At 72.6% G+C, this 12,598-nt stretch carries 8 protein-coding genes; 6 read left to right on the top strand and 2 right to left on the bottom strand.

What is annotated here, in order from left to right:
* Nucleotides 1–74 precede the first annotated feature (74 nt).
* Nucleotides 75–1,178: a DNA polymerase III subunit beta gene (gene dnaN / locus ACN9MM_RS27575; protein WP_426366364.1), complete on the bottom strand. Its 1,104-nt coding sequence runs from the start codon at nucleotides 1,176–1,178 to the stop codon at nucleotides 75–77.
* A 185-nt stretch (nucleotides 1,179–1,363) separates the two neighbouring features.
* Between dnaN and ACN9MM_RS27580 the strand changes: the two genes are divergently transcribed.
* Nucleotides 1,364–2,515, top strand: a complete 1,152-nt coding sequence (locus ACN9MM_RS27580; protein ID WP_426366366.1) for a serine hydrolase domain-containing protein — start codon at nucleotides 1,364–1,366, stop codon at nucleotides 2,513–2,515.
* A gap of 271 nt (nucleotides 2,516–2,786) precedes the next feature.
* Here the strand turns inward: ACN9MM_RS27580 and ACN9MM_RS27585 are convergent, their stop codons facing one another.
* On the bottom strand, nucleotides 2,787–3,410 hold the full coding sequence (locus tag ACN9MM_RS27585) for a YceI family protein (RefSeq protein WP_426366368.1): 624 nt from the start codon (nucleotides 3,408–3,410) through the stop codon (nucleotides 2,787–2,789).
* A gap of 224 nt (nucleotides 3,411–3,634) precedes the next feature.
* Between ACN9MM_RS27585 and ACN9MM_RS27590 the strand changes: the two genes are divergently transcribed.
* The 5 genes from ACN9MM_RS27590 to ACN9MM_RS27610 all read left to right on the top strand — a co-directional run bounded on the left by ACN9MM_RS27590 (nucleotide 3,635) and on the right by ACN9MM_RS27610 (nucleotide 12,586).
* Nucleotides 3,635–4,144, top strand: a complete 510-nt coding sequence (locus tag ACN9MM_RS27590) for a hypothetical protein (protein WP_426366369.1) — start codon at nucleotides 3,635–3,637, stop codon at nucleotides 4,142–4,144.
* Nucleotides 4,145–4,340: 196 nt separating this feature from the next.
* Nucleotides 4,341–8,204, top strand: a complete 3,864-nt coding sequence (locus ACN9MM_RS27595; protein ID WP_426366370.1) for an endo-alpha-N-acetylgalactosaminidase family protein — start codon at nucleotides 4,341–4,343, stop codon at nucleotides 8,202–8,204.
* Nucleotides 8,205–8,318: 114 nt separating this feature from the next.
* Entirely contained in the window at nucleotides 8,319–10,640 is a 2,322-nt protein-coding gene (locus ACN9MM_RS27600) for a polysaccharide lyase 8 family protein (protein ID WP_426368842.1), read from the top strand.
* Between the two features lie 153 nt (nucleotides 10,641–10,793).
* Complete coding sequence (locus ACN9MM_RS27605) at nucleotides 10,794–12,377, top strand: acyl-CoA carboxylase subunit beta (protein ID WP_426366372.1); 1,584 nt, start codon at nucleotides 10,794–10,796, stop codon at nucleotides 12,375–12,377.
* A 14-nt stretch (nucleotides 12,378–12,391) separates the two neighbouring features.
* Nucleotides 12,392–12,586: an acyl-CoA carboxylase subunit epsilon gene (locus tag ACN9MM_RS27610; RefSeq protein WP_426366373.1), complete on the top strand. Its 195-nt coding sequence runs from the start codon at nucleotides 12,392–12,394 to the stop codon at nucleotides 12,584–12,586.
* Nucleotides 12,587–12,598: the final 12 nt, after the last annotated feature.

Below are 12,598 nucleotides of genomic sequence, written 5' to 3' on the forward strand. Positions count from 1 at the left end.
CGGCGCTCAGGATAGCCCCAACGGCACTTCCTGACACGCTGGTTGCTGCTGCTCCGAAGCCTCCGGGGCGGGTGCTAGACCAGCGGCTTCACCGACATCAGGAGGTGGCGGTGGGTGGGCTGAGGGGCGTCGGTGAGGAGGGCGCGCTGGCCGGGGCCCAGGAGGTGGAAGCGGATCTCGGGGGAGTCCAGTGAGCCCAGCGCGTCCAGGAGGTAGTCGGGGTTGAAGGCGACCGTCAGGGACTCCGAGCCCGTGAGGGTCGCGGGGAGGTGCTGGGAGGCCACGTCGTCCTCGTAACCCGCCTGGAGGTGGAGGCCGGTGGGGGAGAAGGCCAGCTGGACCGGGCTGTCGCCCTCCGCGACGACCGCGACCCGTTTGACGGCCTCGGTCAGCGGGGCCCGCCCGGTGACCGCGAGGGCGTGCTCGCCCAGGGCGAAGAGCTTGTCGTGGCGGGGCAGCCGGCCGTCGAGCAGCCGCGTGGTGGTGCGGGTGCCCGCGCTCTCGAAGCCGAGGGAGCCGGAGTCGAGGGCGAGGCGCGCCGGGCCCGCGCCGGCGAGGGAGCGGGCGATCTCGGTGAGCCGGCGGGCCGGCACGACCACGTCCGCACCCTCCGCAGGGGCGCCGGCCTCCGGCCGCCACTCCAGGGTGCGGACCGCGTACCGGTAGCGGTCGGTGGCGGCCAGGGTCAGGGTGGCGCCGTCCAGGGCCAGCCGTATCCCGGTCAGGACGGGCAGCGAGTCGTCCCGGCCCGCGGCCACGGCGACCTGGCCGACCGCCGCCGCGAAGGCGTCCCCGTCCACGAGTCCGCGCACCGCGGGCAGCGCGGGCGCGGCCGGGTAGTCGTCGAGTGGCAGCAGGGACAGGCCGAAGCGGGCGTCGCCCGAGGTCACCGAGAGGCGGGCGCCCTCCACGGCGAGCTCGGTGACGCCCTTGGGCAGCACCTTGCAGATGTCGAGCAGACGCCGACCGAGGACCAGCGCCCGGCCCTCGACGGCGGTGTCGGCCTCGACCTCGACACGGGCCGAGGCCTCGTGGTCGAGGCCTGAGACGCGCAGTCCGCCGGGGCCCGCCTCCAGGAGCAGACCGCCGAGGACGGGCATCGGGGAGCGGGCCGGCAGCACGCGCGCGGCCCAGGCCACGGCGTCGGTCAACACGGCGCTGTCGATACGGAATTCCATGCCGACGACGCTAGCGGCCGCCACTGACAGGGGGGTTGACCAGCGGTTTCGAGGTGTCCGAGCGCAAGCCGGCCGCCCGCTCGACCCCCAGGCGGCGTGCCGAACTCCCGCGGACGGGAAGAGAATCCCTCCCTTGATCGTTCTGCTGTCTCAAGGCGACAGCGACACACAGGGGGAGCAGCGTCATGACCGACGTCCACGGCACGGTGGAGCCCGGGTTCGAGTCCGTACGAGAGGTGTTCGCGGGGGTCGCCGCGAACGAGGCCCGGGACGGCGGCGCGCAGCTCGCCGTCCACCACCACGGCCGGCTCGTCGTCGACCTCTGGGGCGGTGACGGCGTCGACGGAGACTCCCTGCTCGGGCTCTACTCCTCCTCCAAGGGCGCCATGGCCCTGGTCGTCGCCCTCCTCGTCCAGGACGGCGTCCTCGACCTGGACCGCGAGGTCGCCTCCTGGTGGCCCGAGTTCGCCGCGGAGGGCAAGGAGAGGGTCACCCTGCGGCAGGTGCTGTCCCACCGGTCCGGAGTGATCGGCGCGGACGACGGCCTCACGCCCGAGGAGATCGCCGACGACCGTCTCATCGCCGCGCGCCTCGCCGGGCAGCGCCCCTTCTGGGAGCCGGACACCGCCCACGGCTACCACGGCACGGTCATCGGCGCCCTCGTCGGCGAGGTGGTGCTGCGGGCCACCGGCCGCACGGCCCAGGAGCTGTACGAGGAGCGGGTCCGCGCCCCGTACGCCCTCGACTACTACCTCGGCCTGCCCGAGGAGCTCGAACCCCGCTTCCGTACGGCCCTCCCGCTCCTGCCCACCCCGGCCCAGCAGGCCGTCCTCGCCGAGAACCCGATCGCACCGGACAGCTTCCTGGCGATCGCGTTCAACCTCCACGCCGATCCGCCGTTCGACGACGTCGCGTACGCCAACTCCCGGGCCGTCCGCGCCCAGGCCCCGCTCTCCGGCGGGGGCATCGGCTCCGCCCGCGGCCTCTCCCGGATGTACGCGGCGATCGCCGGCGAGCTCGACGGCCGCCCTCCGCTCCTCGCCCCCGGCACCCTGGCCGAGTTCGCCCGGATCCACTCGAAGGGGACCGACCTCGTCACGGGCGCGGAGAACGCCTTCGGCCTCGGCTTCGTCCCGCTCGCCACCCGCTACCCGTCCCTGGGCCCCACCGCGATCGGTCACAGCGGCGCCCCCGGCTCGCAGGCCTTCGCCGACCCGGCCACCGGCCTCGCCTACAGCTACGCCCGCCGCCGCTTCGGCTTCCTGGCCGGCCCGGGCGCCCCCGAGAACGACCGGCTGGTCCAGGCGGTCGTCGAGGCGGCGACGAAGGCCGTCTGACCTGCGCGATCGCGGTGCCGGGCGATGCGAGATCGTCACCGCCGCGGGTCCGCCGCGCCCCTCCCGCTCGCCGAGGCCGCGGTGACGTGCGTGCCACAGACAGGGGCGCCGGCGGGCGACGGCGACCTCGCCGAGGACGCGAGGACCACTCTCGCCTTCCGGGCCGCCGCCGAGAAGCGCGGCTGAACCTCCGGGCCGGGGAACGCCGAGCGCCCGCCTTCCGCTGCTGCGGAGGGCGGGCGCGCTCGTGTGTCCGGGGGGCCGGAAGGGATCAGGCGGCGTTCTTGATCGCGGAGATGTCGAAGTTCAGCTTGACCTTGTCGCTGACCATGACGCCACCCGTCTCCAGGGCCGCGTTCCAGGTCAGGCCCCACGCCGAGCGCAGGATCTCGGCGGAGCCCTCGAAGCCGACGCGCTCGTTGCCGTAGACGTCCGTCGCGGTGCCGTTGAACTCCAGGTCGATGGCGAGCGGCTTGGTGACGTCCTTGATCGTCAGGTCGCCGTTGATCCGGTACTTGTCGCCGCCCAGCTGCTCGGCGCCCGTGGAGCGGAAGGTCATCAGGGGGAACTGCTCGGCGTCGAAGAAGTCACCGCTGCGCAGGTGGCCGTCGCGGTCGCCGATGCCGGTGTCGATGGAAGCGATCTTGACGTCGATCGAGGCGGAGGAGGCGTGGGGGTTCGAGCCGTCGAGCTTCAGCGCGCCCTCGTGCTCGGCGAAGGTACCGCGGACGTTGGTGACCATCGCGTGACGGACGGTGAAGCCGATGCTGCTGTGCGCCGGGTCGATGGTGTAGTCGCCGGTCAGCGCGGCCAGGGCCGGGTCGACCGGCAGGGTGGCGGTGGCGGTGGCGGTGGTGGCGGCGGACTCGGTGTTCTTGCGGCCGAAGAGACCCATGACGTGCTCCTTGTCGGTGTTTGTTGAACCTTCAACGAGAACGACTGTAGCCCTATTCCGTTCAACATTCAACATCTATGGAGGCTGTTCACCCGAACGGCGTCACACCGACACCGACGCCCTCTGGCGGACGCGCGTAGAACTACGGCACCATCTCCCTGCGCGACGAGCACCACCTGCACAGCCGTCCCACCCGACACGGTCACCAGCAGGAGGCAACCCCCGTGAAGCTCCGCTCCGTCCTCACCGCAGTCGCCCTCGTCCTGGGCGCCCTCTTCGCCCCCGGATTCGGCGCCCTCTCCACCGCCACCGACGCCCACGCGGTCACCAAGATCAGCCACGCCACCGCGACCTCGATGTTCCGCTCCTCCGGGATCACCTGGTCCTCGTCCGGCGGCTGCTCGGACCGCAACAACCCCACCTGCACGTCCTTCGAGCAGCTCAACCTCGCCACGGCGCAGGGCGCCCAGACCCTCAGGAGCGCCAGCGGCTGCGCCCTCAACATCACCGGCGGCACCGAGACCGGCCACGCGAGCGGCACCTACTCGCACTGGAACGGCTACAAGCTCGACTTCGGCAAGGCCACCTGCGTGACCAACTACGTGAAGAACACCTTCACCTACATCGGTCTGCGCGGTGACGGAGCCCCGCAGTGGAAGTCCGGCGCGGGCAACGTCTACGCCGACGAGGGCAACCACTGGGACGTGACCTTCTACAACTGCGGCGGCTGCTGACCCGCACCGCTCCCCAAGGCCGACCGCACCGCTCCCCAAGGCCGACCCGCACCGCTCCCCAAGGTCGACCGCACCGCTCCCCAAGGCCCCCCTTCGGCGGTCCACTTGGACTAACCGAAGGGGGTTCTTGGACTGGAGAGGCCCGCACGGCGCGATCTCGTTGACGGTGCCGCCGGGGCGCGGCTGACTGGTCCGCATGTCCCTCCCCCTCACCTCCAGACTCCGTGCGGCCTGTGCGCTCGCGGCCGCGTCGGCCACGGTGTTCGCCCTGTCCGGGCCCGCCCTCGCCGACGCCGGCACGGCCGCCGCCCCCACGTCCCCCGCGGCCACGGCCGCCGGCCCCGTCATCGGCTCCGGGCAGCTCTCCGTCGCCGTCGCCGAGGACTTCCCCCGCGTCCTGTCGTACACCGACCGCGCGAGCGGAGCCCGTCTCCTCGGCAGTACGGCCCCGGTCACGCGGGTCGTGCTGAACGGCACCGCCCACGCCGTCCAGGTCAAGGCCGCCCCCGTCCTGACCGCCGGCTCCGCCGCGTACACCCTGGCCTTCCCCGACCTGCCCGGCGTCGAGATCGACGCCCGGCTGAGCGTGGACGGCCGGACCACCACCTTCAAGGTGACCGCCGTCCGCGACACCGAGGCCTTCCGCGTCGGCACCATCGACGTGCCCGGCCACGACCTGGTCTCCGTCGGCTCGTCGGACACCGGCGCCGCGACCGCCTTCACCCGGCTGGACCCGGACTCCACCCGTACCGCCGACGTCTTCGGCCGGGTCACCGACGCCACCGCCGCCGAGGCGAACCCGGTCGGCGCGAGCTACGCGATCGTCAACACCGGGCAGCTCGCCGCCGCCGTCGAGTCCAACTCCAGCTACGACAAGCCCTCCGGCGCCTCCGCCCGCGACGGCGCCCGCTTCTGGCACCAGGCCCGGAAGAACGGCACGGAGACCCGCGTCGGCGTCTGGTCCGGCCAGTGGACCTACCGCGGCGAAGGAGCCCCGAAGCCCGAGAGCGGCGACAACCTGCCCTGGGCCAAGGTCGTCGTCACCCCCGACGCCAACGCCGACGGCACCACCGACTGGCAGGACGGCGCCGTCGCCTTCCGTGCCATCGGGATCAAGGCCCCCGGCAGCGAGCAGACGCCGGACCGGGTCGTCGCCCACATCCCGTTCAACTTCGCGTCCCAGGCCACCCACCCCTTCCTGCGTACCCTCGACGACGTCAAGCGGATCTCGCTCTCCACGGACGGACTCGGCCAGTTCGCGCTGCTCAAGGGGTACGCCTCCGAGGGCCACGACTCGGCCCACCCCGACTACGGCGGCAACTACAACAAGCGGGCCGGCGGCCTCGCCGACCTCAACACCCTGCTCCGCGAGGGCAGGAAGTGGGGCGCCGGCTTCGGCGTCCACGTGAACGCCACCGAGGCGTACCCCGAGGCGAAGAACTTCAGCGAGACCCTCGTCGACAAGAGCAGGCCCGGCTGGAACTGGCTCAACCAGAGCTACTACATCGACCAGCGCAGGGACGTGAACAGCGGCGACCTCGCCCGCCGCTTCCAGCAGCTCCGCGACGAGACCGACCCCAACCTGTCGATGATCTACATCGACGTCTACTACACGCACGGCTGGATCGCCGACAAGACGATGCAGGCCGTCCAGGGGCAGGGCTGGAACGTCGCCACGGAGTGGGCCGAGAAGTTCGAGCGGGCCTCCCTCTGGTCCCACTGGGCCAACGACCTCGACTACGGCGGCGCCACCAACAAGGGCCTCAACTCGCAGATCATCCGCTTCATCCGCAACGGCGAGAAGGACGTCTGGAACAACGACCCGGTCCTCGGCCAGACCGCCCTGGTCGACTTCGAGGGCTGGACCGGCGAGACCGACTGGAACGCCTTCTCCGCCAACATCTGGCAGCGGAACCTGCCCGCCAAGTACCTCCAGCAGCAGAAGATCACCCGCTGGAACGGCACCGACATCACCTTCACCGGCGGCGTCCGCGGCACCGTCGAGAACGGCCGCCGCACCTTCTACGAGAACGGCCGCAAGGTCCTCGACGGCGACGGCTACCTGCTCCCCTGGGACGGCGGCAAGAAGCTCTACCACTACAACAAGTCCGGCGGCACGACCAGTTGGGCCGTCCCCGGCGGCACGCGCGCGTACACCGTGTACAAGCTGACCGACAACGGCCGCGTGAGGACCGCGACCGTACGCCCCTCCGGCGGACGGATCACCCTCGACGCCGTCGCCGGACAGCCCTACGTCCTCTACCCCGACAGCGCCCCCGCCCAGGCCGCCCCGCGCTGGGGCCAGGGCACCCCGGTGAAGGACCCCGGCTTCAACGACGCGAAGCTCGGCGCCTGGACCAAGGCCGGCACCGTCACCCGTGACACCGACGACCAGGGCCGCAACAGCGCGAAGCTCGGCGGCACCGCCACCGCCTCGGTCCGGCAGCAGATCACCCGCCTCACCCCCGGCAAGCGGTACACCGCCTCCGCCCTCGTCGAGGTCGAGCCCGGGAAGACCCGCCCGACCACCCTCTCCGCCGGCGCCGCCTCCGTCACCGTCGAGCGCTCCTCCCTGGAGGACCGGGTCGCCGCCTCCGACTGGAACGGCACCCGCCTCCAGCGCGCCAGGGTCACCTTCACCGCGCCCGCCTCCGGCACCGTCCCGCTGCGGATCCAGGCCGCCGGCGGCAGCACGGCGACCGTCCGGATCGACGACGTGCGGATCGTGCCCGATGCCCCCGCGACGAAGGCCGGACCGGTCTCGTACGAGGACTTCGAGGCCGTCGACCAGGGCTGGGGGCCCTTCCTCAAGGGCGACGCCGGCGGCACCACCGACCCGCGCACCCACATCGCCCAGCTGCACGCCCCGTACACCCGGGCGGGCTGGAACGGAAAGCTGATCGACGACGTCATCGACGGCGCCGAGAGCCTCAAGTCGCACGACGAGAACAGCGGACTCGTCTACCGGACCGCACCCTGGACCGTCCCGATGAAGGACGGCCACGACTACCGCGTGGAGTACGACTACCAGTCCAGCCACGCCGGCGCGTACGAGTGGGTCACCGGCTACGACCGCACCGGCGGCACCGGGGCGGCCGTCGAGACCCGCCGCACCCCGATCGGGCAGCAGCGGACCACCGGCCACTTCGCCGAGACCGTCACCGCCGGCTGTGGCGACACCTGGACCGGCCTGCGCAAGCGCGGGGACGCCCCGGAGGGCGCCGACTTCGCCCTCGACGGCTTCACCGTCACCGACCTCGGCCCGTCCGCCGAGCGCGCCGCCTGCGGCACGCTCACCGTCACCGCACCCGAGACGCTGGAGCCGGGCCGCCCGAACCAGGTCACGGCCACCTTCGGCAACGACGAGGCCACCGACGTCACCGGCGCCCTGGCCGTCCTCGCCCTCCCCGAGGGCTGGACCGCCGAACCCGCCGCGCCCGTCGGCCTCGGCACGGTCGCCCCGGGCGCCAAGGCCACCGCCACCTGGCAGGTGACACCGCCGGCGGACGCGGCCTACCGGTCGTACCCGCTGGGCGCCACCGTCACGTACGGCGTCGGGGGAGGGGAGCGGAAGCTCACCGCCGCCGCCACCGTCCGCACCCTGCCCCCGCCGCCCACCACCGACAGCTGGGTCAGCGACCTCGACTGGACCTCGGCGGAGAACGGCTGGGGACCCGTCGAGCGCGACCTCTCCAACGGCGAGACCGGCACCGGGGACGGCTCCCCGCTGCGGATCGGCGGCGTGGCGCACGCCAAGGGCCTGGGCACCCACGCACCGGCCAAGGTCCGCTACTACCTCGGCGGCCGGTGCACCTCGCTCACCGCCGAGGTCGGGGTGGACGACGTCCAGACCAGCCGCGGCAGCGTGCAGTTCAGCGTCCTCGCGGACGGCGCGGAGAAGGTGAAGTCCCCGGTCCTCAAGGCCGCGGACCCCGCCTGGTCGCTCACCGCCGACGTCACCGGCGCCTCCTACGTCGACCTGGTGGTCGGCGACGGCGGCGACGGCAACGGCAACGACCACGCGGACTGGGGGAGCGCCCGCCTCCACTGCGGCAGCTGACGGGAACCGCAATGCGGTAAGCGCTTGCTGTGCTCATTGATTGCGTCGGAAACAGGGTGTTACACCGGGCGCCGACCGGCTCTCCACCACTTCCCCCGGGAGGCTCCCGTGTCCCTGCCCCTCTGGTCCCGCCGCACCTTCCTGAGCACGACAGCCGCCGCCGCGGCCGCCCTCGCACTCGCCCCCCGGGCCCACGCGGCCGACGCGGCGGACGAGTTCGAGACACTGCGGCTCCGCTGGCTCGACCTCCAGCTCGGCTCCGGCTTCGACGCCGGGGCCGAGCCCTACGCCGGCCGGCTGGCCGAGACGGGCACGCTCGCGCGCACCTTCCGCGCGGGCATGGCCGCCACCGCCGGCTCGCTCTGGCCCGACGCCCCCTTCGACCCGCCGGCCGGCATCACCCAGAGCTACAGCCGCCTGTGGACCATGACCCAGGCGTACGCACAGCCCGGCACCGGCCTCACCGGCGACGAGGGCCTCCTCGCCGACGTGCTGCGCGGCCTCGACCACCTCTCCGCCACGGTCTACCGCGCGGGCGCCCCGCGCTACGGCAACTGGTGGGAGTGGCAGATCGGCAGCCCCCGCCTCCTCATGGACGTCGTGGCCGCGCTCCACCCCCGCCTCGGCGCCGAGCGGATCGCCGCCGCCTGCGCCGCCGTCGACCACTTCGTGCCCGACTCGGTCCTCCTGGACTACTCCGGCACCTCCACCGGCGCCAACCGCGTCGACCTCTGCCGCTCGGTCGCGCTGCGCGGGGTCCTCGGCGCGAATCCCGCCAAGATCGCCCTCGCCCGGGACGCCCTCTCGCCCGTCTTCCCGTACGTCTCCCAGGGCGACGGCCTCTACGCCGACGGCTCCTTCGTCCAGCACACCTGGGTCGCCTACTCCGGCACCTACGGTCAGGTCATGCTCGACGGCCTCGGCCGGCTCTTCTCCCTCCTCGCCGGATCCACCTGGGCCGTCACCGACCCGAACCGGCAGATCGTCCTTGACAGCGTCGAGAAGGCCTACGCGCCCCTGATCTACGACGGCCTGATGATGGACAGCGTCAACGGGCGCGCCATCAGCCGCGGCTTCCTCAAGAACGACGACCGGCGGATCATGCGCTCCGACCACTTCCACGGCCAGGGCGTCATCGCCGCCGTCGCCCTCCTCGCGGGCGGGGCGTCCGCCGCCGAGCGGGACCGGTGGCACGCGCGCGTGAAGGGCTGGATCGAGCGCGACACCGTCTCCCCGATCCTCGCCGCCCGCCAGTTCGGCGTCGCCGACCTCGCCCGGCTGCACGCCGTGGCCGCCGCCCCCGTCCCCGCTGCCCCCGAACCCACCGGCCACCGGCTCTTCGCCGCCATGGACCGGGCCGTCCACCGCCGCCCCGGCTGGGCCGCGAACCTCGCGATGGCCTCGAACCGGATCACGTACTACGAGTGCGGCAACGGCGAGAACCCGCGCGGCTGGCACACCGGCGCCGGAATGCTCTCCTGGTGGACTCCGGACCTCGGCGACCAGTACACCGACTGGTTCTGGCCCACCGTCGACCCGTACCGCCTTCCCGGCACCACCGTCTCCACCAAGCGCCTCGCCGACCGGGCGGGCGGCGAGTGGGGCGCAGCCAGGCCGGCCGTCCGCTGGGTCGGCGGGGCCACCGACGGCGAGTACGCGGCCGTCGGCCAGCACCTCAAGGGCCTCGGCTCCACCCTGGAGGCCCGCAAGTCCTGGTTCTGCGCCGCGGACGCGGTCGTCTGCCTCGGCGCGGGGATCACCGCGAGCGACGGCGTGCCCGTCGAGACGGTCGTCGACAACCGCCTCCTGGGGGAGGCGGGCACCCAGGCCTTCACCACCGGCGAGCGCTGGGCGCACCTGGAGGGGCACGGCGGCTGGGTCTTCCCGGCCGGCGCCGGAGACCTCCGCACCCTGCGCGAGGACCGCACCGGCGCCTGGAGCGACATCAACACCACCAGCTCCACCGAGCGCCGCACCCGCCGCTACCAGACCCTCTGGCTGGACCACGGCACCGACCCGGTGGCCGCCTCGTACGCGTACCTCCTCATGCCGGGCGCCTCCCGGCGCACGCTCGCCGCCCGTGCCGCCGACCGCGGCTGGCTGCACGTTCTCGACAACACCGCCGAGCGGCAGGCGATCGCGGTCCCGTCCCTCGGACTGACCGCGGCGAACTTCTGGCAGGCCGGTACGGTGGGGCCCCTCACGGTCACCGCGCCCGCGAGCGTCCTCGTCCGGCGCCGCCGCTCCGTGCTCGACCTGAGGGTGTCCGAGCCGCTCCGCACCGGACAGCCCCTGGAGCTGGTGTGGAACCACCCCGTCCGCCGCGTGGTGCGCCACGACCCCTCGGTGGAGGTCCTCGCCACCGGGTCCACGCTGCGGCTTCGCGTCACCCCGGGTACCGGGGGCGCGACCCACGGTTGCGAGGTCCTCCTCTAGGTCTATGTCGACACCCCACAAACACGGGGGGTGTCTGGCTGTTGACTCGGGCTGGACGGGGCAGGGTTCTGTCCAGCCCCACCAGGATTCGACACGCGAGACTGTACGGAGTCGACGGCGGGGTTTCCTTGTGTGACTTCGTAGGGTCGGTACATGACCGTTGTGGACCAGATCCCGAGCGAGCCCGCCGACGCCCGTGGCCGAGTGGCCGAGCTGCACGTCCTGCGCGAGCAGGCGCTGCGTGGCCCGAGTGAGCGCGCGACCGAGGCGCAGCACGCGAAGGGCAAGCTGACCGCGCGCGAGCGCATCGAGCTGCTCGTCGACCCGGGTTCCTTCAACGAGGTCGAGCAGCTGCGCAGGCACCGCGCCCAGGGCTTCGGCCTGGAGGCCAAGAAGCCGTACACCGACGGTGTCATCACCGGCTGGGGCACGGTCGAGGGCCGCACGGTCTTCGTGTACGCGCACGACTTCCGGATCTTCGGCGGCGCGCTGGGCGAGGCCCACGCCACGAAGATCCACAAGATCATGGACATGGCCATCGCGGCCGGTGCCCCGCTGGTCTCCCTGAACGACGGCGCCGGCGCCCGCATCCAGGAGGGCGTCTCCGCGCTCGCCGGCTACGGCGGCATCTTCCAGCGCAACACCAAGGCCTCGGGCGTCATCCCGCAGATCTCGGTGATGCTCGGCCCGTGCGCCGGCGGCGCGGCCTACAGCCCCGCCCTGACGGACTTCGTCTTCATGGTCCGCGAGACCTCGCAGATGTTCATCACCGGTCCGGACGTCGTCAAGGCGGTCACCGGTGAGGAGATCACCCAGAACGGCCTCGGCGGCGCCGACGTGCACGCCGAGACCTCGGGCGTCGCGCACTTCGCGTACGACGACGAGGAGACCTGCATCGCCGAGGTCCGCTACCTCCTCTCGATGCTCCCGCAGAACAACCGCGAGAACCCGCCGACCGTCGCCTCCGAGGACCCGGCCGACCGCCGCTCCGACGTCCTCCTCGACCTCGTGCCCGCCGACGGCAACCGCCCGTACGACATGCACAAGGTCATCGAGGAGCTCGTCGACGACGGCGACTACCTGGAGATCCACGAGCGCTGGGCCCGCAACATCATCTGCGCGCTGGCCCGGCTCGACGGCCAGGTCGTCGGCATCGTCGCCAACCAGCCCCAGTCGCTCGCCGGCGTCCTCGACATCGAGGCGTCCGAGAAGGCCGCGCGCTTCGTGCAGATGTGCGACGCCTTCAACATTCCGATCATCACCCTTCTGGACGTACCCGGCTTCCTGCCGGGCGTCGACCAGGAGCACGGTGGAATCATCAGGCACGGCGCGAAGCTGCTGTACGCGTACTGCAACGCGACCGTGCCCCGGATCTCCCTGATCCTGCGCAAGGCCTACGGCGGCGCATACATCGTGATGGACTCCCAGTCCATCGGCGCCGACCTGACGTACGCCTGGCCCACCAACGAAATCGCGGTCATGGGCGCCGAAGGCGCCGCCAACGTCATCTTCCGCAAGCAGATCGCGGAGGCCGAGGACCCCGAGGCCATGCGGGCCCGCATGGTCAAGGAGTACAAGGCCGAGCTGATGCACCCGTACTACGCGGCGGAGCGCGGCCTGGTCGACGACGTCATCGACCCCGCCGACACCCGCCAGGTGCTCATCAGGTCTCTCGCGATGCTCCGCACCAAGCACGCCGACCTGCCGTCCCGCAAGCACGGCAACCCGCCTCAGTAAGAGGAGTCATCCACGTGACCAGCCCCGCCAACCTTCTCCGCGTCGAGAAGGGCACCGCCGACCCCGAGGAGCTCGCCGCCATCACCGCGGTGCTGCTCGCCCGCGCGGCCTCCCAGCCCACCGAGACCGCCACGCACGGCCGCACCGCGGCCGGCTGGCGCCGCCTGGAGCGCGAGCACGGCTTCCGCGCGCCCCACAGCTGGCGCTGACGCGACCGCCGT

It is taken from the genome of Streptomyces sp. E-08, from assembly GCF_049913095.1.
In the GTDB taxonomy this organism is placed as follows: Bacteria; Actinomycetota; Actinomycetes; order Streptomycetales; family Streptomycetaceae; genus Streptomyces.

Coding starts and splice junctions, on each gene's coding strand:
- ACN9MM_RS27585 (WP_426366368.1), bottom strand. CDS start 3,410: ATGGGTCTCTTCGGCCGCAAGAACACCGAGTCCGCCGCCACCACCGCC.
- ACN9MM_RS27595 (WP_426366370.1), top strand. CDS start 4,341: ATGTCCCTCCCCCTCACCTCCAGACTCCGTGCGGCCTGTGCGCTCGCG.
- ACN9MM_RS27605 (WP_426366372.1), top strand. CDS start 10,794: ATGACCGTTGTGGACCAGATCCCGAGCGAGCCCGCCGACGCCCGTGGC.
- ACN9MM_RS27580 (WP_426366366.1), top strand. CDS start 1,364: ATGACCGACGTCCACGGCACGGTGGAGCCCGGGTTCGAGTCCGTACGA.
- dnaN (WP_426366364.1), bottom strand. CDS start 1,178: ATGGAATTCCGTATCGACAGCGCCGTGTTGACCGACGCCGTGGCCTGG.